The organism is Blautia sp. MSJ-19, assembly GCF_018918125.1.
Lineage (GTDB): Bacteria > Bacillota > Clostridia > Lachnospirales > Lachnospiraceae > Blautia_A.
Map to the genome: position 1 here is coordinate 115,081 of NZ_JAHLQA010000004.1, position 22,724 is coordinate 137,804.

At 38.5% G+C, this 22,724-nt stretch carries 19 protein-coding genes and 1 pseudogene; all 20 read right to left on the reverse strand.

The features are described from left to right. Window positions 1-25 precede the first annotated feature (25 nt). Window positions 26-3,418, reverse strand: coding sequence for an EAL domain-containing protein (locus KQI91_RS02105; protein ID WP_216391218.1), 3,393 nt, complete (start codon window positions 3,416-3,418; stop codon window positions 26-28). An 87-nt stretch (window positions 3,419-3,505) separates the two neighbouring features. After that, window positions 3,506-3,604 (reverse strand): annotated as a pseudogene (locus KQI91_RS16375) (flavodoxin family protein); the annotation flags it as partial. 190 nt (window positions 3,605-3,794) lie between these two features. Beyond that, window positions 3,795-4,781, reverse strand: a complete 987-nt coding sequence (locus tag KQI91_RS02115) for an alpha/beta fold hydrolase (protein WP_216391219.1) — start codon at window positions 4,779-4,781, stop codon at window positions 3,795-3,797. Further along, the gene (locus KQI91_RS02120; RefSeq protein WP_216391220.1) at window positions 4,778-6,139 is read right to left on the reverse strand and encodes an MFS transporter; all 1,362 of its coding nucleotides are present in this window, start codon (window positions 6,137-6,139) and stop codon (window positions 4,778-4,780) included. The genes KQI91_RS02115 and KQI91_RS02120 overlap by 4 nt, the downstream gene beginning before the upstream one ends. A 45-nt stretch (window positions 6,140-6,184) precedes the next feature. After that, on the reverse strand, window positions 6,185-6,832 hold the full coding sequence (locus KQI91_RS02125) for a TetR/AcrR family transcriptional regulator (protein ID WP_216391221.1): 648 nt from the start codon (window positions 6,830-6,832) through the stop codon (window positions 6,185-6,187). 188 nt (window positions 6,833-7,020) lie between these two features. Continuing rightward, window positions 7,021-7,362, reverse strand: coding sequence for an arsenate reductase family protein (locus KQI91_RS02130; RefSeq protein WP_216391222.1), 342 nt, complete (start codon window positions 7,360-7,362; stop codon window positions 7,021-7,023). A 34-nt stretch (window positions 7,363-7,396) separates the two neighbouring features. Further along, on the reverse strand, window positions 7,397-7,621 hold the full coding sequence (locus KQI91_RS02135; RefSeq protein ID WP_216391223.1) for a hypothetical protein: 225 nt from the start codon (window positions 7,619-7,621) through the stop codon (window positions 7,397-7,399). A gap of 32 nt (window positions 7,622-7,653) precedes the next feature. Beyond that, window positions 7,654-8,571, reverse strand: coding sequence for a DUF4268 domain-containing protein (locus KQI91_RS02140; RefSeq protein ID WP_330654431.1), 918 nt, complete (start codon window positions 8,569-8,571; stop codon window positions 7,654-7,656). A gap of 81 nt (window positions 8,572-8,652) precedes the next feature. Then, window positions 8,653-9,276, reverse strand: a complete 624-nt coding sequence (locus tag KQI91_RS02145) for an HNH endonuclease (RefSeq protein ID WP_216391224.1) — start codon at window positions 9,274-9,276, stop codon at window positions 8,653-8,655. 440 nt (window positions 9,277-9,716) lie between these two features. Continuing rightward, on the reverse strand, window positions 9,717-10,412 hold the full coding sequence (locus KQI91_RS02150; RefSeq protein ID WP_216391225.1) for a metallophosphoesterase: 696 nt from the start codon (window positions 10,410-10,412) through the stop codon (window positions 9,717-9,719). Between the two features lie 69 nt (window positions 10,413-10,481). Next, entirely contained in the window at window positions 10,482-11,294 is an 813-nt protein-coding gene (locus KQI91_RS02155; RefSeq protein ID WP_216391226.1) for a hypothetical protein, read from the reverse strand. A gap of 77 nt (window positions 11,295-11,371) precedes the next feature. Continuing rightward, window positions 11,372-12,544 (reverse strand): HNH endonuclease domain-containing protein, encoded by a 1,173-nt coding sequence (locus tag KQI91_RS02160; protein ID WP_216391227.1) that lies wholly within the window; start codon window positions 12,542-12,544, stop codon window positions 11,372-11,374. After that, window positions 12,508-13,104, reverse strand: coding sequence for a class I SAM-dependent methyltransferase (locus tag KQI91_RS02165; protein ID WP_216391228.1), 597 nt, complete (start codon window positions 13,102-13,104; stop codon window positions 12,508-12,510). Before KQI91_RS02165 ends, KQI91_RS02160 begins: the two co-directional genes overlap by 37 nt. Then, window positions 13,105-13,506 carry a (deoxy)nucleoside triphosphate pyrophosphohydrolase gene (locus KQI91_RS02170; RefSeq protein WP_216391229.1) on the reverse strand — a complete coding sequence of 134 codons (402 nt, stop codon included), beginning with the start codon at window positions 13,504-13,506 and terminating at the stop codon, window positions 13,105-13,107. A 2-nt stretch (window positions 13,507-13,508) separates the two neighbouring features. Beyond that, complete coding sequence (locus tag KQI91_RS02175; RefSeq protein ID WP_216391230.1) at window positions 13,509-16,526, reverse strand: DUF3427 domain-containing protein; 3,018 nt, start codon at window positions 16,524-16,526, stop codon at window positions 13,509-13,511. Between the two features lie 66 nt (window positions 16,527-16,592). Beyond that, window positions 16,593-17,510: a DUF6602 domain-containing protein gene (locus tag KQI91_RS02180; protein WP_216391231.1), complete on the reverse strand. Its 918-nt coding sequence runs from the start codon at window positions 17,508-17,510 to the stop codon at window positions 16,593-16,595. A 1,147-nt stretch (window positions 17,511-18,657) separates the two neighbouring features. Next, window positions 18,658-19,314 carry an SDR family NAD(P)-dependent oxidoreductase gene (locus KQI91_RS02185; protein WP_216391232.1) on the reverse strand — a complete coding sequence of 219 codons (657 nt, stop codon included), beginning with the start codon at window positions 19,312-19,314 and terminating at the stop codon, window positions 18,658-18,660. Window positions 19,315-19,316: 2 nt separating this feature from the next. Further along, complete coding sequence (locus KQI91_RS02190) at window positions 19,317-19,871, reverse strand: NUDIX hydrolase (protein WP_216391233.1); 555 nt, start codon at window positions 19,869-19,871, stop codon at window positions 19,317-19,319. Window positions 19,872-19,901: 30 nt separating this feature from the next. After that, window positions 19,902-21,149, reverse strand: a complete 1,248-nt coding sequence (locus tag KQI91_RS02195; protein WP_216391234.1) for a DNA polymerase Y family protein — start codon at window positions 21,147-21,149, stop codon at window positions 19,902-19,904. Between the two features lie 19 nt (window positions 21,150-21,168). Continuing rightward, on the reverse strand, window positions 21,169-22,629 hold the full coding sequence (locus KQI91_RS02200) for a hypothetical protein (RefSeq protein WP_216391235.1): 1,461 nt from the start codon (window positions 22,627-22,629) through the stop codon (window positions 21,169-21,171). Window positions 22,630-22,724 lie beyond the last annotated feature (95 nt).

Sequence of the window (22,724 nt, forward strand, 5' to 3'; positions counted from 1 at the left end):
TTCTCCTTCTTTTAGATTGCCACTATCACAGCCGTACAATTTTGCTTTTTCCTTCCCGTATAAATTGTTTTACAAAGTCATCGTATTCACAGGGTCTTCCCCAGAAAAATCCCTGTCCGAAGTCCGGTTCAAGCCGCTGGATTTTTTTCCATTCTTCTTCGTTTTCAACACCTTCAATACAAATCTTCAAACCAAGATTATGAATCATCCTGCAAAATTGCTTCAACAGATAATACTCTTTTTCATCTGCCACAGCACTTGCGGTAAAAGAACGGTCGATTTTGATGATCTCCGGATCAAGCTCACTGAGATAGTGAAAATTAGAATATCCGGTTCCGAAATCATCCAATGCCAGCTTAATTCCCATACGCTTCAATTCTCTTAGGAAATGCTGTGTATTAATATCTCCCTCCAGCAGATCACTTTCCGTCAGTTCAATATTCATTGCATCCGGTGAAATACCTGCCTTTTCCATTTCAGCTGCAATGTCCAGGATCACATCCGACTTTGATACCTGTATCTGAGAGATGTTTATATTGACTTTAAATCCAGGAAGCATTTTTCTGATCTCACAGCACTTTTCCATTGCTTCCTTCATCATCCAACGGCCCACCGGAATGATCAGACCGGTCTCCTCCAAAATAGGAATAAATTCTGCCGGAGACACCATTCCAAATTTTGAAGAAGAAAAACGCATCAGCGCTTCTGCGCCACTCATACAGCCAGTTTCAGCCTCGATCACCGGCTGATAGAATGCTACAAATCCCTGAAATCCATTTCTTGTCGCCTCTCTGAGTTCCTGTGTGATCTCTCCCTTTCGGATAAAATGTGCATAGTCTTTCTCATCAAATACATAGCAGCGATTTCTTCCTCGCTTCTTTGCCTCATTCAGCGAAAAATCTGTGAGCTTCATAACTTCTGAATATTCGATATTCTCAGAACTGTGCAATGCCAGACTTCCTCCAGAAATTGTATACATTACCTCAAAATCATTTTCTTCAATAAACTGATCCACAGACTCTCTTATCTTTGTAAAAAGTTTCCCTGCCTCTTTTGTATCATCAGAGGAAACGTCCAGAATCAGAAATTCATCTGCCATCAGTTTATATACGCTTTGATTTTCTGACATGCACGCTGAAATACATGCTGCTGTTTCTCTCAGTATAAAATCTCCATATTCCATACTGAATTTCTCATTAATTTCCCTGAAATGATCAATTCCGACACGCAGCAGATATCCTTTTTTCCAGGTCGGAACCGGATTGCTTATATATTCACGGAATCCCTTTTCACTCAACAGTCCACTTACATTGTCTGCTTTTTGTTTTCCTCCAATCTCATTTATACAACCGATCATATAAACCGGATTCATTTTATCGTCACGCACCAGATATCCCTTACATTTAATCCAGACAGGTCTTTTCTGCAGATCCATCCATCGATACTCCATGTTGTGTGTACAGCGCTCCGTGCTTAACAGGTCATCAAATTCTGCTTTCAGTTTTGCATAATCAGGACCATATACAAATTCTCTGTGATATTCCATCACTTTGTGAAACGCATTTTTCGGAATACAGAATCGTTCCAATGCCTGTGGTGCAATATAATAATAATCTGTTCTGAAATCTACAATGTATGGATAATTATCGGTGGTAGGACTGATAAGATCGATCATGCTGCAGAGTTCACTCAAGGTCATATCCTGGTACTTTTTCTCGTGAAGAATCACTTCATCAATAATATCTTCCGCAGGACGTTTTTCCATATAAGAAACTGTATTTTCAGAATCCGTTGTCTTTGCAACTTTTTTTCTTCTTTTCTGACGATACAGCATTGTATCGCTTCGCCTTACAATATCTTTAAAATCAATATCTGTATCCGGAATATAATATGCATATCCTGCTGAAATACTTAAAGGATAACTGAGATCACGTGACGTTTCTTTCAGAATCCTTTCCAGTACATTTATACATCCCGGAATCTGATTCTTTTCCTCACTATGATACACATACGCAAACTCATCGCCACCAATGCGAAAACAGTTTTTCTCATTTTTAAACGCACGCCGGATACACTGATAACAAAGCTTCAGTGCTTCGTCTCCTTTCTCGTGACCGAAATTGTCATTGATTTTCTTAAGATCATCTACATCAAATAATACAACTCCTGTTGTCCGCAGCTCAATTTCCTGCTCATCCAGATACTTGATCATATTTTCATAGGCATTTCTGTTCATAGCTTCTGTCAGCATATCCATATTTGCCATTTTCTGCAGATATGCAAGTTTCTGTTTCTGCACATACTGATCATAATATCTGTATACCTGTATCCAGATCAGCCCGACAATAAATCCCATAGTTCCAAGTGGAAGAAATATCGATGTAGTTTTAAAATTTCTGATATAATACAGTGCAAGTTCCACCGTGCCAGATACCATTATAATATACAATGGATACTTAAATTCCCGGGCTGCTTCGTTTTCTGTTTTTCCTGCTTCATAATGAATCAAAGCAAATGTATAAATAACTGTAACCACCATCAATATATGTGTGATCGGAAGCAGCTGAAAAATATCTATAATTCCCGCACATTGAAATATGACCTGTACTGCCATATTCATTAAAAACAGAATCGCCAGATATAACGCACCTTTACGATATTTACTTTTACAGATATCATACAAAAGAAACGTAAATGGCACTGGAAATAAAAAAAATGAGAAAAAATCCACGAAGTAAAGGGTTCTTCCGTCCGGAATCAGGAACTGCATGAATCCACACTGCTGCAATGACCATATCGCAATCACCAAAGAAAAGATTCCCAGATTCAGTAAAATCTCATTTCTGCCATCTGATTTTTCTCTGTTCTTCTTTCTCATACTGGAAAAATACAGAATCAGGCTGACTACCCCGGAAAACAAAATCCCACAGCTGATAAGCAATATTCCAAAGCTGTCCCTCAAAATTCTCAGTATGCAGTCGCCTCTTGTTCCAAAAGAAAGCGTAAACGCATTTCCATAATATTTCGGATATACCGGAAGTATCCTCACCTCCAGTTTTTTACCTGCACTGTTCTCCGGAATATCTACAATATGCCAGCATGAACCTGGTGACTTCATAAATCCGAGTGTATTTTCCTCTTTTCCATACTGATAAATCTCTTTGCCATCAAGCAGAACTTCCACTCCCGTATGAGTCGTTTTAAACAAAACCGACTGTTGTCCATTAAATTTTTCCGGTAAAACTATATTCTCTGTTTTCACTTCGCCTTCCGATTCCTGTGCGGTCTCAAGTTGCACCGTACCGTCAAAAGATATCCGCTCCCGCGACGTACTCTGTGTATATATCCATCTGGAAAAAACAATGGCAAACAGCCCGAAGGCAACCAGCGTAATCCACAGTTTTTTTTCTATTCTCATCTCGTTCCTCATCCGTAAATTTAGTGATCTGTTCTGCATCAATATCTTTGTCCTGCAGTCTTTCTTTTTCTCGCTCTAAAATAACGATATATTTTCATGATCTGATTTCTCAGATGCCATAAAAGCGTCAATCGCCGCTAATGTATTTCCCTTTCTTGCACTTCCGTTAATGATTGCGATTTTCATCGTATTTTCCTCACTTTCAATTTTTATTTTCAGCAGTGTATCCCATTGGGATTCGTTTTGGTTCATGTCGTGTCCCCTATTGTCACACTTCCAGTATAGCATACTATTGATTATTTTAGGAGCAGAATCCTCCACTAAACCTTTCCCGTCCATTCCTTTTCGCTTTCACCGTTAAGAAATGTATTTCTTTTTATTTTAAAAAACACAAAATCTGTTCTACATATACCTGCATCGTCTCGTCATCGCTTCCAAATATTTCATGTTTACTTTCGGGCATATATACATATTCACATGAAGTCCTGCCTTTCTGCTGCAGTTTCTTCGCAAATTTCTGTATCGCACGGACAGAAACGAACGCATCTTTCTCTGCCTGAAACAACAGTATCGGTGCAGTAAGTCTTTTCCATCCATAGTATCTTATATACCAGCTCATTCTTATTGAAGCCAGCAGCCATCCATAAGAAGCAGCACTTGTCTGAATTTCCCTGCGCCGTTTACGAATCTCATGATACCTTATAAATCTTGCTTCCGAAACCGCTGCACTTGTCTCAAGCGTTTCACTTCCATCATAAGGCTTTTGTCCAATCACATACTTTGCGTCCCTTCCCACCAGACATTCCGCCTGTGCAATCGCAACCGTCACGGGCCAGGGTACATTTCCGGTAAGTGGCCGTATCATTGGCGAACTGAGTATGATCTTCTGAAAGAGCTCCGGTTCCCATGAGGCTGCGATCGTACCGATTGCCCCTCCCATAGAATGGGCAAACAGGATCAGCGGCAAATCAGAATATTCTTTTTTTGCCACATGACACACTTTCATAAAATCCCGCACAAAACGCTTCCAGGTGTCAATATGTACCAGTGACAAATCCTCTGTCAGTCGATAACTCAAACCGTGCCCCGTATGTTCCGGCATACACACATGGTATCCGGCTTTCATGAAGTAGTATATCATTTCATCATATTTCGGTGCGCCTTCCGTAAAGCCATGGCTGATGATAATAACACCCTGTGGCTTATCTGTCTCATAAAACTTCACATGAAGTTTCCCGGCTTTTTCTCTTTGTTCAGCCTCTCTTGCTCCTGTAATATAACATTCCCTGCAATGTGCATGCAAATACGGTTCTACTTCATCTTTCATAATATCCGCAAATTTATCTTCCTGTATGATTTTCATTCTCTCTTCCCACCAATAATTCCATTAATCTTTTTCTCATTATAAAATACCAGTATGATTCCACCTATGCAGCAAAATACTGCTGCACCAAAGGCAGCCACACGATATCCGGTTCCGTCTCCTGCCCCAATCGTGGACACTGCTGTAAAGATCAGCATAGAAAGACTCTGTCCAAGTTTAAACGCAAAAGTTCTCGCAGCATAAAACATTCCTTCACGGTTACTTCCAGTCTTAATCGAATCACTCTGTGCAATGTCAGCCACTACTGCCTGTGGAAGAATTCCAAAGATTGCCATAGGAAGTGCAGCCACAACCGTCAGAATCAGCCCCTGAACTGTTGCCGGAATAAGTGTCATTTTTCCCATAAAACCTGTATAAAAATAAGCCAGACTAAATACCGCAAACGCAAAAAGAATCATCTTTTTCTTTCCCAGTTTCGGTGTGAGTTTATTTACCGGCACATAAAACACCAGAGATAACGCAGTCATTCCGACAAAATACAGTGTTGTCATGGTCTCCGGAAGTTTCAGCAGACTGGTTACAAAAAACGGCAGCCCTGTCTGAAACATCGTAAGTGCGATCCAGTAAAAAATATCCGAACCTACAAATTTTCGAAACTCACCATTCTTAAATGTCGCAACCAGCGAACGAAAAGCCGACTCTTTTGCAGGAACTGTATTTACATAATCTTTTTCCCTGATGCAGAACACCGGTACCAGCATACAGATAAAAGCCACTGCAGCCATCAATGTAAATGTCACACGGATAGCTCCGACTCTTCCAAATGCCGGAATAAATGTCCCCCAGATTGTCGGTGCCAGATAAGCCACTGCCGTTCCTGCAATAAAAGTAAATGAGATTACTGTAGAAATATTCAGACGCTCCTGCTGTGTGTGCCCTAATTCCGGAATTAACGCATTATACGGAGTACAATACGCAGTGATGGAAAGGTAATATGCCAGGATCATCAGTAGCAGAAAAGCCGCGTTGATCCAACTGTTTTTATTAACCGGCGACCAGAATACCAGTACCGTAGATAATGCCAATGGCAGAGATGCCCATTTCAAAAAAGGAATTCTTCGGCCATTTTTCGAGGTACATCTGTCAGACCAGGATGCGATCATTGGATCTGTGAATGCATCAAAAATTCTTCCAAACGCTGTAATTCCGCCAATGATCGTGAAAATTCCAAGGACAACCAGTCCCTGTGGGATAAATACCGTCTGTCCCTGACTGATTGCCGTCTTGTCCGGCTGATAAAAATAAACGAGCCAGTTGGATATGATTCCGGATAGCATTGCCCATCCAAACTGTCCTGCTGCAAACTGCCATATTTTTGCTGTTGTTAATTTCTTCATATTGTGCCTCCTGATACTACTTTTATCTTGCTACATATTGTAATTTTATCCCTTGATTCCCCTCAACAGCAGCTCTGTGACAATATGGAACTGCCGATTTCCTTCAACCGCCTGGTCCGAAGAGAGAATTTCTCCTCCCACCACCAGTTTCTGCATCACTGCCAAAAGAGTATGTGTCAACGAAAAATACATCTCGTCTATTGAACAGGTAAAAAACAGACTTTCATCTGCCAGCCCTTTTTCCAGTGCATCTGTCACATGTGGTTTCAATCGAAGGATACCACTCTCATAATCTGCCAATCGTTCTTCGGATATCTGGTATTTTTTTACAAAAACATCGAATTCCTGCAGAAATTTCAGAAATGCTTTTTCCTCCTGAAATATTCTTTCCAGAACATTCATGATTTTCTGAAGCTGCATATAGCCCGTACCGACCGTCTTCAGTTCTATCAGATATTTCTCTGAAACTTTCTGCCAGTAACATTCTGCCGTCTCTATCACCAGTTCGATTTTCGTAGAAAAATATCGATATATCGTTGCGACCCCCACGCCAGAGCATTTCGCAACTTCCTCCATAGACGTATCCTCCACACACTTCTCCCAGAACAGTTTCATTGATGTCTGAATGATTTTTTCCCGTCTCTGCTGCGCCTGACGTTCTCTTGTTGAAGTTACTTTTTCTGTTGCATTCATTTTCTCTCACCACCTTCTTTGTATTAATTTCTGGTGTAAATATTATTCTTCTTTATGATAGTGATACTATCATTTTTATTTCTGTTGTACAATGGTTTTTTATTATTTTTCATATCTTTGTGCATTTTGTATATTATATAAAAAGACACCTGCCACTTAGGACAGATGCCTCTCATTTAACTAGTGAATTATTTCCAGCTTTTCCACACATCAGGCTGATACCCCAGTGTAGACTGTTTTCCATTTCGAACTACTGGTGTTTTTATTACCTGCGGATTCTCGAGTATCTTCGCCAACTTATCCTCATCGGCAATGTATTTAATCAACGCAAGTGTATCTTTGTCCTTGCCGTCCCAGTTGATCATATTTTCCAGACCACCATTGACCTGTGCAACGGATGTAAACTCACCTTTACTCATGCCTTTTTCTTTCATATCAATAAACTGGTACTTAATACCACGTTCCTTGAAAAAACGTTCTGCTTTCTTCGTATCATTACATTTCTTCGTACCAAAAATCTGTATGTTCATAATCTTCTCCTGTCTTATTTAAATCTAATACGGCCTACTTTACAAGCCCTGTGTTGCTTCTGTATTCTTCATTAAGCTCACGCAGTTCTTTTTCGCCATTAATGTACGGTTCATAAAAAGCATCTACAGATCCGCCTCCCAGATTATCGCAGCCATTACAGAAATCACATGCACCACCGCACTGATTCAGGCCCTCCTGAACAATACGAATTCTTTCTTCTTTTGTTGTATCCTTAATCAATATACTTTTTATTTCCATAATCATCATTTCCCTTCGTCATTTAAACGCTATTATAAATAACGTTTAAATGACTTTTTCATTTTTATACAAGTGTCCATTATGTAATCAAACTGCTCCGGCCATGTCGCTCTGTCATCCAAATCTACCGTTTTTTCAATCAAAATACGGCTTGCTTTTCTTTCCGGCAGTTCTTTCCACTCCAATTCCATCTCCATAGCCTTCTCTATTTCATCTTTATGAGTAAACAAACTCTTAAACAATTCTTTGTCGTCATTTATATACAGCTCAACATCAACCGCTTTTCTTTTCTGAATCTGCGACACAGCGATATGGCAGGCAGATGAGCCGATGCTGAAATCCATCCAATGATCCGTTGTCGGTTTTCTTTTATTAAAAATCCTTGAAAAATTTGCATCACTAAACGCATAATCATTGAATGCCTGCCAGTATTCTAATCTCTGCTGCTGAGTTGGATTGGCAGATGTTGTTTTCTTGATTTCCTTTGTCCAGTCATTTGGTCTTTCAACAACTGTAAACGATGGTGCTATCTTCGAATCTCCAATCTGAAACAATTTTATTTCACATAAAAAGAACCCTATCTTATCATCTGTGTGATTATTCAGCCATTCTACTGCTGCTTTATGTTCCTCGCGAGCATGTTTCACCACCCAGATAAGCACATCTGCACCTTTTCCTGATGCATATGTAATCAATTTCCCAAGATGGTCATGGTCCGTATCCTCTAACTGATTTTCAATTATAATCTTCCTGTCTGTTCCCGTTTCAGAGGCATAAATATCTACATTAAAATCGCCAACTGAAGATTCCGTCTCATCCACAGTAATATCCAAACCTACAGCATCTGCAAGCAGATCTACATTCTCAGCTACCCATGGAGTAAAATTCAATGCTTCATGCGGCCATATACTCCTTAAATCTGTAATTTCCTTTAATGTGCCAAGATTCACTATTGTCCTCTCCTTTTATCAACATTTAATTTTTTCGTTTGCCTTCACTTCTGACCGGAAGTTATTTTTTAGCATCTGCACTTATAAAAACAAATCCTCTACCCACCAGGGTTTATTTTCCTCTCCTTTTATTTCATCCAGTCTTTTTATATCAACACCCATATACTCTCCAAATGCTTTAATGAGCATCCTGTACTTCCCAGCATATGTAGCCGTATTCCAATAATTCTGTCCCCAGTGTGTGCTTACTTCGTCATTTAATTTCTTTAATCTTTGTTGTATAAATTCCTCTATCTCTTCATCATTTTTCAAATTTTTCGCATGATCAATGATAAACTCCAGTGCATTTTTAAAACTATGTTTATAAATCAATCTATATTCTTTCATTCCCATTGTAGTCCAGAACATATCATAGAATGGATACCCATATCCACGAATCCAGTCCCACATAATCTCCGGATCTGCAACATTCGGTCCATCTGCATGACATCTCTTACACAAAAGCACTAAATTCTGCGGTTCATCTTTTCCACCCAAAGCAGCCGGAATAATATGAGCTCTTTCTAATGGACGTTTGTATCCACATCTCCAGCATCTTTCATTCGCTTCCGCCCAGTCAACACTCAGACCACATTCGTCCTGATACTTTACCCAATACGATACAATTTCTTCTTTTGATGTTTTTATTGATTCTTTTTCGCTCAAAGTGCTTTTCCTCCTGGCTCATTCATATTTTAATACAGGATTCCAAAATAATCCAGATATGCTTCATAAGGATCCTGGTTTCAGCTGTAAAGCTTTTTCATCCGGATATTCCTCAGTCATTCATGTATTCATAGTAATCTGATTCATCTGCAAATAATCTGTACACGCCATCTACCAGCCCCATGTAACCATCTGTAACGAAATATCCTTTCATGAAATTCACCTCAGCCTTTCTGAAATCTTTTACTGTCGCTTCATTTAATATCCATATTATCTCAGAATGGTGGTGCAAAAATCTGTACTACCAAATTTTTTTATTATTTTAATTACTCTTATAAAAATAAAAAAGCCGATGCCATTTCCCAACTATCCGTCAGGTCAAATCACACCGGCTTCCTTAACTATATCCATCATTTCTAATTTTCTAACGCTTCTCTCGTTTACAAAATCCTCTGTGGTTTAAATCTCAAATAGTCTGCTGAAACCAGTCGATACATAATGCCATTCACTTCTCCCTTAAAGCTGTCATCATATCTTTTCTGTCCATGACAATGAGAATAAATCACCTGTTCGACACCGTATTCTTCCGCAATCTGTGTAAACGGACTTTCCTGTTCTCCGATAGAAGTCGGCGGATAATGCAAAAACATAATAAATTTAGAATATCCGTCCCCTTTTGCTTTATCAAAGGATATCTGCAGCCGTTCCAGCTCCCTTTCCCTGATTTTCATAAAATGTTCGATTGAGTCCTTCCCTTCATAACAATATCCTTTGGTTCCCACAAGCGCATAATCCTCATAGGTATAATAATTATTCTGAAGAAAATACATTTTCCCATCAAAGGCATCATTTAATTTCGCAGTTTTCTTTGCATCCCAGAACATATCATGATTTCCCCGAAGTAAAATCTTTTTTCCGGGAAGGTCCTCTATAAATTTTAAATCTAACTCGCACTCTTCAAGATTTCTCCCCCAGCTATGATCTCCCGTAATGACAATCGTATCCGTATCCTTCACTGATTTTCTGACATACTTTTGAATTTTCTTCTCGTGGTTTTTCCATACAGGATCAAAAACTTCCATCGGCTTGTCCACCGAAAAAGCCAGATGAAAATCCCCCATCGCCCATAGTGCCATTCTATATATTCCTCCATTTTCTGCATCGCCGGAAAGAACCTCTGCTAATTCTCCATAATTATGAATTTATTACTGTGCCTCTTCCCAATAATCTTCTGCATCCTGAATATCATCAAATTCATCTATATGATCATAATAAAAATCTTCCGGATCATCATAATCCTGAACATCATACATATCCTTACTACCATATGTTTCCTTGTAACTATTTCCATTTCCCCAGCTAGAAGAATGAACAAATGTTACTGTACTGCTTACCCGCCCATTCCTACAAAGGGCCATAAATTTCTTTGCTCCATTACTGTCGTACCACATATATCTATATTGAATATCCTGAGTTCTTTTTCCAGGTGTATTACGCCAGTAATGTTCTGTTCTTTTTTCCTGTGCTCTTCCGAGACTTGTGCTGTTGATATATTTTTCTTCCATTCCTTTATAGGGTGGTTCTTTCTTAATCTCTTCTCTTTTTTCTTTCTCCTTCCGTGCTGTATATTCTTCATATTGAGCATCTATATCCTTTTCAGCAGCTCTCATCTCTTCCGCATATTTACCACTATATTTATCTTCACTTGGAAAATGCCATGTAAGCCTATAAAGTTCTTCAATACTTTTTTCATCTTTGACAGCCTTACAAAATTCAGCATATTGAAGCATGTATTCCGCATCTTCATAATCATCCGGAAGCTTATTTAGCACTTCCAAGGCATTCTCATATTTCTCTGAATCCATATATGTATTCGCTTCTCGGTACAATTCCTTATTCTGAGTTTCTCGTAGCTCCTCGGCTCGAGCTTTAGAAAATTCCTCACCTTTAATAAAAATAAGTGGAACTGCAATGACTGTTATTACCAATGCTACTCCCAGTAAAATTTCTTTTTTCATAACGAACGCCTTCCCTCACTTCTATCTAAATCCTTTTCATTCTAATACCCCCAGATTCCATACTTTCCCTCCCCCATCTAATACGCCCAAACCTCATATCCCTGTCGCCTGGCTGAATCATACACCGGCTGCATATTTTTCTCCAGAATATTATAAAATTCCTCTTTCGTATTGCCCCTGCGATATAATTCCTGCCCTGCCCAGATGGAGTGCAGGTTATCCCGGTAACATGCCTCAAAGCATTTATGTATACTCTCATTTTGATGAATCATTCCATACAAAATATATTGATTCCCTGCAAAACCCTTAAAAAATGGGTTCCACTTCGGAAGTCGATTGCTTTTGGATGAGTTCAATGAAGAATCCATTGGCATAAGGTTCCACAGTTCATCATTCATTACAAAAGACCATGGAATAAAATGATCCACATCATACTGTTTCGGAACAATTTTCTGCCCGGTAAATACATCATGTATCTCGTGCATTTCCAGAACTGTTTCCCACAATTTCCGTACATTGGAAAGCTTCCGCATCTTATCATTCATCGGAGCCAGTTTATAAATAAGCCCCGGTACTTCGGGATTATTATTCTGGAGCCATTTAACCTTTTCATATTGAATCCATCCAAGAATACTGACCGTATTATCCTGAATCATTTTGATCCAGTCCGGATGAAAATATACCTTTTTCTTTAACTTACTTTCCTCGCCCAATACATATGGAAGAGACATTACTGTATCATTGATCTTCTTAATATATGTCGTCATACGACGAACACTACTCCAGTCAGCCCGCTCTTTGCTGTGTGCAAAAAATCCTGCCAGTGCCCTATATGGAACCATATTGGTAAGCTGCTCTTTGAATTTTTTCAATTCAGGGTTATACTCATCAATCGCATTTTTGATTTCTACTTTAGAAGCATTCGCCGGAAGCGTACTGAGTTCTGTCAGTCTCAAAATTGCACGTTCCAGACCATCCCGCACCATTCCATCCAACTGCAAACCACTGAGATGAATGTGAAATTCCCGTACAGAATACCACGCATTTGCAATCATTTCATCAATGATCGCATCAAACGTCGTTTCCGTCACACTTTCCGAAATCATATTGACAATCGCTTCCAGCCAGTAAAACTTGTAACAGAAAGACGGGTCTTTCATCATCTGAGAAAAGCCCTCAATATCAAGCGTGTTATAATATTGTGCTTTAATATTTAATACATTTTCCTGCGCAGGATAATATTGAGCCATTTTTCCTCTTCCCTTCCGTCTCTTACGTCACCTGTTATCCACATTTTTTCTATGACCAGTCCATGAATGTCTTTCACCAGGTTGCAGAAACTCTCCTCTGTAAAATCAGAGAAATAACGCCCGCTCCGCTCGCCTTCAAAATCTCCGTATTTGAAGGATGCGTAAATGGTCCCGTCTGGTTTTAGCGCATTGTACATTCTCTGTAAAATATCCGGCAGCTCGTTTTTTGCCACATGCAAAATAGATGCACACGCCCAGATGCCGTCGTATTTTTCTTTTACATGCAGTTCTTGAAACAGCATCTGGCGAACTTTGATTCCTGTGTGTGCGCTTGCAAGTTTGCATAGCTCAGATGAACCGTCTATTGCATCTACTTTGTAGCCTTGCTCAAGAAAATATTTGGTGTCCCTTCCTGAGCCACAGCCAAAGTCGAGGATGTGGACACCTGGTGAAAGTGTGTTTAGAAATTCTTGCTGGATTTGTGAAAAATCTACAGCGAATGTGTTTGTAGCAAAAGATTCTGCATTTGCATTATAATACTGTAACGTTTTGTCACTCACTTATAATTTTCCCTTAACTTTTTCAATCAAAGTAATATCTGCCGGAAGCCACTCCACATCTTCAATAGACTTTTTATCTAACCATCGTGCCGCCTCATGTTCCTTAAGAACAAGATCACCCTTTACAATCTCACACCAGAAACAATCCATAGAAAGATGAAATGCCGGATAATCGTATTCTATCGTATCAATCAGTTCACCAACAGAAATCTCTGTGTCCAATTCTTCCTTGATTTCCCTCTTTAATGCATCTTGTGGAGTTTCTCCTTCTTCGATTTTTCCTCCTGGAAATTCCCATCCGTCTTTAAATTCACCGTATCCTCGCTGAGTTGCAAAAATAATGGGCTCTCCATCTTTATTTACTGCCTTTATTACTGCCGCTACTACTCGTATTGTTTTCATCTTTAAGCCTCACTTACTATATATTCGTATATATCTTCTCTTACTGGTACATCCAACCTGTAATTAATTTCAAAGGCATCATCACCAGTCTTTTCCATCTTAATTGGAATTGGCTCTCCCTGCGCAAATATTTCTCCCAGAAAATAAAACTCTTTTGCTTCTTTGTCATCTTTATTCTTTCTTACAAACAATAGAATTTTGTTTTCTTTATCCGCTTCTGTTCTTTTAAAGAAATGATCCGCATCACTGGAATTAATTTTTCTTGGATGCTTCGATAAAGCTATTAAATTTTCTCTTGTTACAAATCTATCCTCATATGCGATTGCATCTTCTGCCTTATCATAATTAATAAATACTGGTAAAGTTTTCGTCGTGGTATCATAAAAATACCCACCAATATTTTGTGCATTCATATTGCGCTGCCAATTCAACAGTCGACATACGTCTTCATATGTATACTTCTGATATAACTGAAATTCTGTATCCCTGTAAGACTCCGAATAATTTTCCAAATAATTTTCAATGCCATATTGAATCAGTTCATTTACCATTTGAAAAAAGTCCTTATTATCGTTTAACATTTTTTCAAATTTATCTTCCAGTTCATATCCAGCTGAAGATTTTCTTATCAAAACACAATCTTTGTACTTCTCACGATCCTCTTTTTTCAAAAATTCATTGGTAAGATTTCTTACAACCGATTCTTCTGTCTGCAAATTTAATTGTTTATGGTAGATCGTTTCCAATATTTTTTTATAATAAGTAAAGACTCTTCTTTGCTGTTTCAAAAGCTGCTGTAACAAAACCAACTCATGAATTCTCTTCATATTAGTCACTTTTTTTGAAAGAAATTCTATAATATTTTCTTCTTCTGAAGTCAGTCTTACTCCATATTCATTTGAATAATACTTGAGTAAAAATGCATAATATGAACCAAATTTCGTAAAATATTTATTCACATCAATTGAACCATATTCCCGAAAATCCAGCACCGTTGGTATACGCCCAAGACGATATTTCAACTGTTCAAAAGCCCCTCTCAACAGCTTCACATCATTGGTTCTTGCACTGTCAATCGATTGAAAAATTCTCTTTCTGGAAACTTCATCAAAATGAATCGTTGACGCTCCAGGTATAATTCTGGTTCCTTCAGAAACATATCTTCGGATAGAATCTTTGTTGTAACTTCTGTCACCTGACAGTGCGATCGGAATCATATAGTTATTCGTATAATTCCCAATAAAATCGATAATAACTACATACTCTTTTCCCTCTGCTTTACGGAGTCCTCGCCCCAACTGCTGAACAAAAATAATCGGTGATTCCGTCGGTCTAAGCATTAAGACCTGATTAATTTCGGGAATATCTACACCTTCATTAAAAATATCTATTGTAAAAATATAATCCAGAAACGGCATCTCATCTGTATCATTTTTGACATGATTACAGATATTTTTTTCATGCTTTTCGATCTCGTCTTCTGAAATTTCTTTCGTCAAAAGGTTAATTGCATGTTCTCTTTCTTTCTCTGAATCAGCCCCTGTTAATACAGAAGTATAATAACCACGCTCGTTAAATTTTGTTGCAAGTTCCTGCGCTTCATTCTTCCCGCTACAAAAAATTAAACCTTTTACTCTTTCCCCACTATAGCCAAAATAATTCGCTTGTTCCAAAATATATTGAACCCGTACATCCGAAACCAAATATGAAAAGTTTCTCAGATCAGTCTTGTCATCTACTGTTTGTCCATCTATTTCTATATCTGTAATTCCGAAATAATGAAATGGACAAAGCAAATCTTCTTTTAAAGCATGCTGTAGCCTGATCTCATAAGCAATGTTGTGGTCAAATAAATTAAATATATCAAAACCGTCCGTTCTTTCCGGACTAGCAGTCATTCCCAGCCAAAATTTCGGCTGAAAATAACTCATGATTTTTTGATAACTTTCAGCTCCTGCCCGGTGCACTTCATCAATACAAATCCAGTCAAATTCTTCTGGCTTATATCTTTCCAGTGTCTCTGGCTTTGCCATCATAGACATTGTTGCAAATAAAATATCTGCATCATATTCTTTTGAATTTCCCGATAATAAAGCTAGTTTCTTCGTGTTCCCAAACACCTTTTTATAACTCTTCAATGCTTGTTTTGCAATCAGTTCACGATGTACGATAAACAAAGCTTTTTTCGGTCTTTCATTTCTCATTGCGAACGCAGAAGCATATGTTTTTCCGGTCCCTGTTGCACTGATAAGTAATGCTTTTTTTGCCCCTCGTTCAATCAAATCATGCACACTACAAGTAAATTCTTCCTGCATTTTATTTGGCTTTAATTTGTATGCATCATAATCAACTATATCTTCCTGCAAAGCAATTTTTTGTTGCTCACGGATTAACTTATCAATCTGTTTTTTCCTGTTATATTTCTTTCTGTATATCTCTATAAACTCATCATAAGGTCTGGCTGCCTCATCTGACCAAAGCGCCTCAAATTCCTTCACAATAGACTGCGCCATTTCACCCTGTTCAGTGCTTACAAGCTGCGTATTCCATTCCATATTTGTCGACAAAGCCGTTTGTGTCATATTGGAACTTCCGATAATAATCCTATAAATTCCATTCTCTTTGAATAAATATCCCTTTGTATGAAATCCCACCCCTGCTTCATCGACATGATACATTTTTAATTCTACATTCTTCAATGCAGTCAGCCTGTCCAATGCATATGGATCACTAAAGCACAGATAATCTGTCGTTAAAATACGCCCTTTAATGCCACGACGTTCCAACTCTCTGAGAGTTTCTGACAGTTCGACGAAGCCACTCCGATTAATGAATGCCACACTTATTGAAAACTCGTCACAATGCATTAGCTGATTTTCTATGTGCGTTAATACTTTAATTCCTCGTTTGTGGTCATTGGTTATAAACTGCGGTCTGTAAGCAAGGTTAGAATCTATTGTGCTGTTGATAAAAGCTGTTTTTAGACCAGTATTTATTTCATGAATAAGATTCTTTTTCAAAATGACTCTCTCCTGTTTTTACCTTTTTGTATTTCTATAATTATTTTCCCACCTCAGATATAATTTTTAATCTATCACCATTCTCCATTCATTCCAAAATCCCCCATTTTTTAACATATATATTTTTTCTCGTGTTTCTTCAGACAATGTAGTCCATTCCCATGATCGCGAATATCCTCTACCCCCACCAGAAACATTTAATTTTCTCATGTAATTTACAATATCTCTTACGCTCGGATATCTCCATGCAATGTTCTGAAGCAGATAAAAAACACACGCACCTACAGGAGTAAAAAATTCTTCTTTGCTGTCCGATGCTATATACCCACTCATAACATAATCTCCCTTTAGTCCTTTGCCATTATCATAGTTTGGGGCAATTATCTTCTGGGACTTCCATACTCCTAAGTCAGCAACACATATAACATCTGGAATTTCTCTAGGATGTGTAATATACTTTTCATTATATTCCCAAATAGCATTTTCAATATTTTCTTTTGGCTTAGAATTTTCTTTTTTCCATTCATGTGAATGTGCTAATAATCCGTAATAAATTTTACTTTGCAAATCTTTTCTCGGAGTTCCCCCCTCATTAACTGCTAATTTTTCTATCTTCCTTGAATGTTCTACAAATTCATCAATATGTTTACGTCTTAATGTAGTTTTACACTCAAAAGCAGCCACTACTCCTCCGGCCAAGTATTCCTTACAATTCAACAAACTTTTAGGATAATCTGGTGATAAAACAATCACATCTACTTGCGGACTCGTTTCTCCTGAATCACTTAATATCCTTCCCTTAGTAACTATTTGAAAATATGGAGGAATCCAAGATTCTAAAAGTTCTTTCCAATTTTCTTCTCCCTGATCTCCTGCAGTTCCCGGATCCTCATTCACTCTTCTACAAATTCTTGTATATTCATCTGAAATATTGGTATTTGCTTTTTTAAAAAAATCGAATAAATCATGCGTCGAAGTGCTCATATTTCTCCTCCCATTCTATATATAACCCTCTTTTAATTATTTCATATATTCATAAATCGATTTTTGTGTTATATTTTAAATCTCTGTATATATACAACCATTTCTATAAACACCGCCCCGTTTTCATCATTGCACTACAACACTCCTTTTCTCAATTCATCAATAATCCATTAATTTTAAAACACAAAACTTTTCACAATCATCAATAACTGTTCAATACTCTCACGAAATTCTTCGCTCTGAATATCCGCTCCCCAACTGATTCTAACTGAATTTTCAATCTCTTCCAATGGTACTTTCCGTTGCATCATTGTATGGTTCCCAATCCATAAGTAAAGCTTCTTCATCTGCATTCTTAAGGTAAAAAATCAAATGCGATTTACCATCTCCGGCGCTACCACAAAGTAACACTAAACTTTTTTTCTGATTTGCATTTATATTGCGTAATAACTTCCGAAGTTCTATCCCTACTTGTCGTTCAACATGTAACTATTCTTTAAATGAATCAAACATACTTGTGTTCTCAACCGACTCAGCCGACAACTTACGAAGTCTACTTAACTGTGCAACGAATTTACAATTCACTAATCTTTCCTCCTCAGTAGGTTTGGTTTACTCTGTACTCTACTACTTGCCTTCTAATTTTAATTATAGAATGCTGCATACTAATTTTTCTTAACGCAACTCATTTTTAATCAATTAATTCACCAAATTTTATTTTGATTATTTTTATGATATTATACCTGATATTCGACATGTTTTCTATATAATATAATTTTTTCGACAATTTTCGCATTTTTAAACATCATATTTGCAATATATTTCATCTGCTTGTATCATTCTATGGCCTACAAAAACCGGACTCCTTTCAGAATCCGGCTCCCCATACACTCTTACAACCTATTATATTTCTCTTTCTTCCCCTTTGCCTTACTCGCAGGATGAATCCACATTAAAAAACAAATGTTCGTGTCCGATGATGTAAAGTGTGGCATCTTTTTGCAGTGTTCTGTTTTGATAATGTTGTCTTGTGCGGGTGAGGATATTGTTGACCAAATATTGTACCGCCATCTGTATTTGCAAACGCTGAATAGCTCTCCCAATTCATTTCTGCTAAACAAATCTAAAAACTTCACTGTCTCTCATTTCATTCCTCCGGCCATACAAAATGTGCATTTCCTGCCTCCAACCCGTCAATCAGGATATTCTGTCCGGTGCAGAAGCGGTTGGTAACGGTCATAAAATATGCCCAGTCTGCGGTCTCTTCCACGGTCATCCATCGTTTCAAGGGCGTCTGCTCCATGATCTCGTCCCACAAAGCTTTGTCCTCCATGACCGGTCTGTTCAGTTCGGTAAGGACTCCGCCAAAATCAAGGCTGTTGCATACCGCACCGTATTTTGCAATGCGAAGTGCGATGTTTTTTGTATAGGAAAGGACTCCGCCTTTGCTTGCTACGTATTCCGGGAATTCTGATCCATTGTGCCCGCTGGCTGAGCCAATCATCAGCACGGAACGGATGCCTGGATGAATTCCGTATTTTTCCGTAATACCGATGGTTCCTTTTAAATTTACATCAATGTCTTCTTCGTTTTGCACGCCTGCATTATTGATCACAATATCAAACGACTCTAGTTCCGGATACTTTTCTTTTTCGCGGATATCCATGCAGATATGTGTATAACTTTCATGTCTGATTGATGCTTCTTTGCGGTCAATGCCTGTGACGTTATGTCCCTCTTTCAGAAATTTTTCTGCAATTCCTTTTCCAATGCCGGAACTTGTTCCTGTAATCAGTACTCTCATAATCATTTTTTCCTCCTCAGATATTCTCTTACAACTTCCAGTCCACCTGTCGGTACGCAGAACCTGTCTCTGCATCGTTTACATTCTTCGTAGGTTTCTTCGAGATCAAACCACTCTACGGATTCTACTTCTTCTTTCTGCAAAACCAGATCATTAATTTTCACTGGTTGGTCATAGCTATATACAAATGCCAGTTCTTCATCTCGAAACATCTTGCCGTGAAACTCTTTTGCAAACGAGATTGGAAACGTTCCGGCGAAATAAAGTTGTTCTGGTGTTGCATGAATTCCAAGTTCTTCTTCGAGTTCGCGCAGTGCTGACTCAAGTGGTTCATCTCCTGCCTGGATATGACCTGCTGAAGAGGTATCAAACATTCCCGGGAAAGAATCTTTATTCTTTGATCTTTTCTGCAGTAAAACCTGTATGCGTCCTTCTTTTTCGCGTAATATCCATATGTGTGCAGTTCGATGTGGAATGCCTTCTGCATGTGCCCGTTCGCGGGTGACAGTCACTCCCGTCGGATTTCCTTCTTTATCTATTACATCAAATATTTCCATTTTTGTTATCCTCGTTTTATTATTATTTTGCTACTCTGTCTTTTCATCCTCATTTTTCATTTGCGCGCGTGCCTTCCGTGCGATACCTGCGTTGCTGTTCATGATACTCGCACGGGTGATCTTATCATTTCCAAACTTCTGGCGAATCGCATCCATCGTCGCATCAAGTTTTCTTTTTCGCTCTTTCTTTTCGTTGTCTTCGAACAGTGACAGTTGCTCAAAGCTTTCGTCTGTAAGGTTCGTCAATGCAACACCGATCAGGCGTAATGGTTCGCCCTTCCATGCTTCTGTGAAGAGTTTTTTTGCATTTTTATAGATTTCATCGGTCGTATCTGTTGCATTCGGAAGTGTGGTCTGATGAGATTTGTTTTTGAAATCCAAAGTTCGGAAGGTAACAGCTACAGACAGGCATTTTTTCTGCTGTCGGCGCATTCTCGTCGCTACAATGTCACACTGTTCAAGCAGTATCGGAAGTACCTGATCTACCGAAACAATGTCATCATTAAAAGTAGTTTCCACACTGAATCCTTTTGCCTCATCAGGCTGTGCTTTGACCGGAGAATCATCGATTCCACAGGCATACTGATACAGCTGATGCCCTGCTTTGTTACCCAGCAATGCCTGAATCTCTCGCTCGCGTGCATGTGCCATATCGCCAATTGTATGGATGCCTGCTTCGGTCAGTTTCTTCTCAGATGCCTTGCCCAGAAACAACAGATTACGTACCGGAAGAGGCCACATTTTTGTCGGAATCTCATCAGGAAAAAGGGTATGCACCTTGTCCGGTTTTTCAAAATCTGATGCCATTTTTGCCAGCAATTTGTTCGTAGAAACTCCAATATTAACTGTAAATCCAAGTTCATTTCTGATCTTATCTTTGATCTCATGAGCTGTCTGTATGGGGTCCGGATAGATCAGAGAAGTCCCGGTCATATCAAGAAAAACTTCATCTATAGAAAAGGATTCCATCACAGGTGCATAGGACGCACAAATTTCTTTAAACGCTTTGGAACATTTAATGTAAAGTTCAAAATCGCTCTTTACTATGACAAGCTCCGGACATTTTCGGACCGCTATTGCCATCGATTCCCCGGTCGTGATTCCGTATCTTTTTGCCGGAATAGATTTCGCCACAACGATTCCGGTACGCTTCTTTGGATCACCTCCAATGCATGCCGGAATGTCTCTGAGATCCGGTAATCCCTGTTTTACTCTTCGTGCGGATTCCCAGGAAAGGAATGCACTGTTTACATCTATATGAAAGATCAATCGACTCATCTCGTTCTCCTGTTTATCCCTAATTCCGAAAATACTGATTCAGAAGATCAATTGCATGTTGTACATTTCCTTCTCGAAATCTTTGCATTACCTGATTTCTGTCCAGGTATTCTATTTTGTATTTTTTTGCACTATCAACAGCCTTTTTAAGTAATTGTTCTGCTTCCGGGGTAAATCCTCCCAATGCCCAAAGTTGAAACTCCATATTTTTATAATCCGTATACTGGTTCAACAACCATTTCCTGGTTTGAGGTATATTTTTATTCAACCATGTTTGCACAAATTTTGCATCAAGCATGGAGTGCTTTGCCTTGCATTCAACAATGATCACTTTACCCTCACGCTGCACCAGAACATCCAGTTCGTTTGTTTTTTCACTGTCCGGAATGCGTATTTTCCTGCCAATCATAAGAAAACTGCTGCCAATTCGATAATAATAGTATCCTACCATAAGTTCAAACAGGTCTCCGACAATATCATTAAACTTTCCATCTGCCTTTGCAATCTCTGCAAAAAGTTTTTCTATCTGTGTCGGGTTTTTCGATACGATTGCACTCGCATGAGTAAATATATTTACAATATCTGCCAGCAATTCCGTATATTTTTCATCAAACAAATTTCTGATAAGAGCAATCAGGACTTTTTGCTTTTTCAGCTCTGCCAAAGCTTCCGGAGTAACACTTTCAACCAGCAGGATCGGAAGAAACACCGGAAGTTTTTTGAAGCGTCTTATTATAGATATTTTATCAAGAAAAAAGCGAATGTCTTCTACATCTGCTGTCTTCCCATAAAAAACATCCGCAACAACGAATCCATTTTTTTCAAGCTGCATATTATATAGTGGCTGAACATAAGATGGTGCAGAAAACGCCCACTGGAAATTTGCAAATTCTGCCTCTTCAAAAAGAGTTTTTGCAGAATCATACCCAACCATATTTATATTTCTGGCCCAACCGGCAAAATCATGAACAATTTGTTTTTTGACAACTTCGATACCAGTTGAACGCATAGCATTCATTTCTGCTGCCGGTACCCAATCGCATAATTTCCAGTGCTCCTCATCAGCCTCTTCAATGATATTGCATTTTAACAAATCCTGTATAATTCTCTCATGTTTCTTATGACCCTTTACATTTTTTACAGGTGCTGCCACAAGTGCCGGAAGTATGCCCTTTGAAACATATCCGTACTGGTTCTGAAATGCCCGTATATAGATCCAGTTAATCATTGAATCTTTTTCTATTGCTTTCATCAGACTTTCCGCATACTTCTGCTTCATATACTGACTTTCAAGATAAAAAAATTTCTGATTTTTTGTAAACGATAATGTTGCTATCTTATTGACCGGCTTTTTAGCTCGTGACAGAATCTGTCGTGCAGTAGTATTTGACACTCCATAATCTTCTTCTATTCTTCGGGCAAGTTCACCCGAAAGCATCGGTCCATATTTTTCCAGTACCTTTATAGCTCTCCCAGACATGCTTTGCTCCTTCTCTGTTGTCACACTACACTATTTATAATATTAATATATACTTACCTTATACGTTTTTTTAACTTTCTGAAAGCATTGATTTT

Excerpts from the sequence above, each read along its gene's own strand:
- KQI91_RS02105 (WP_216391218.1), bottom strand. The coding sequence starts at position 3,418 with ATGAGAATAGAAAAAAAACTGTGGATTACGCTGGTTGCCTTCGGGCTG.
- KQI91_RS02115 (WP_216391219.1), bottom strand. The coding sequence starts at position 4,781 with ATGAAAATCATACAGGAAGATAAATTTGCGGATATTATGAAAGATGAA.
- KQI91_RS02120 (WP_216391220.1), bottom strand. The coding sequence starts at position 6,139 with ATGAAGAAATTAACAACAGCAAAAATATGGCAGTTTGCAGCAGGACAG.
- KQI91_RS02125 (WP_216391221.1), bottom strand. The coding sequence starts at position 6,832 with ATGAATGCAACAGAAAAAGTAACTTCAACAAGAGAACGTCAGGCGCAG.
- KQI91_RS02130 (WP_216391222.1), bottom strand. The coding sequence starts at position 7,362 with ATGAACATACAGATTTTTGGTACGAAGAAATGTAATGATACGAAGAAA.
- KQI91_RS02135 (WP_216391223.1), bottom strand. The coding sequence starts at position 7,621 with ATGGAAATAAAAAGTATATTGATTAAGGATACAACAAAAGAAGAAAGA.
- KQI91_RS02150 (WP_216391225.1), bottom strand. The coding sequence starts at position 10,412 with ATGGCACTATGGGCGATGGGGGATTTTCATCTGGCTTTTTCGGTGGAC.
- KQI91_RS02155 (WP_216391226.1), bottom strand. The coding sequence starts at position 11,294 with ATGAAAAAAGAAATTTTACTGGGAGTAGCATTGGTAATAACAGTCATT.
- KQI91_RS02160 (WP_216391227.1), bottom strand. The coding sequence starts at position 12,544 with ATGGCTCAATATTATCCTGCGCAGGAAAATGTATTAAATATTAAAGCA.
- KQI91_RS02170 (WP_216391229.1), bottom strand. The coding sequence starts at position 13,506 with ATGAAAACAATACGAGTAGTAGCGGCAGTAATAAAGGCAGTAAATAAA.
- KQI91_RS02180 (WP_216391231.1), bottom strand. The coding sequence starts at position 17,510 with ATGAGCACTTCGACGCATGATTTATTCGATTTTTTTAAAAAAGCAAAT.
- KQI91_RS02185 (WP_216391232.1), bottom strand. The coding sequence starts at position 19,314 with ATGAGAGTACTGATTACAGGAACAAGTTCCGGCATTGGAAAAGGAATT.
- KQI91_RS02190 (WP_216391233.1), bottom strand. The coding sequence starts at position 19,871 with ATGGAAATATTTGATGTAATAGATAAAGAAGGAAATCCGACGGGAGTG.
- KQI91_RS02195 (WP_216391234.1), bottom strand. The coding sequence starts at position 21,149 with ATGAGTCGATTGATCTTTCATATAGATGTAAACAGTGCATTCCTTTCC.
- KQI91_RS02200 (WP_216391235.1), bottom strand. The coding sequence starts at position 22,629 with ATGTCTGGGAGAGCTATAAAGGTACTGGAAAAATATGGACCGATGCTT.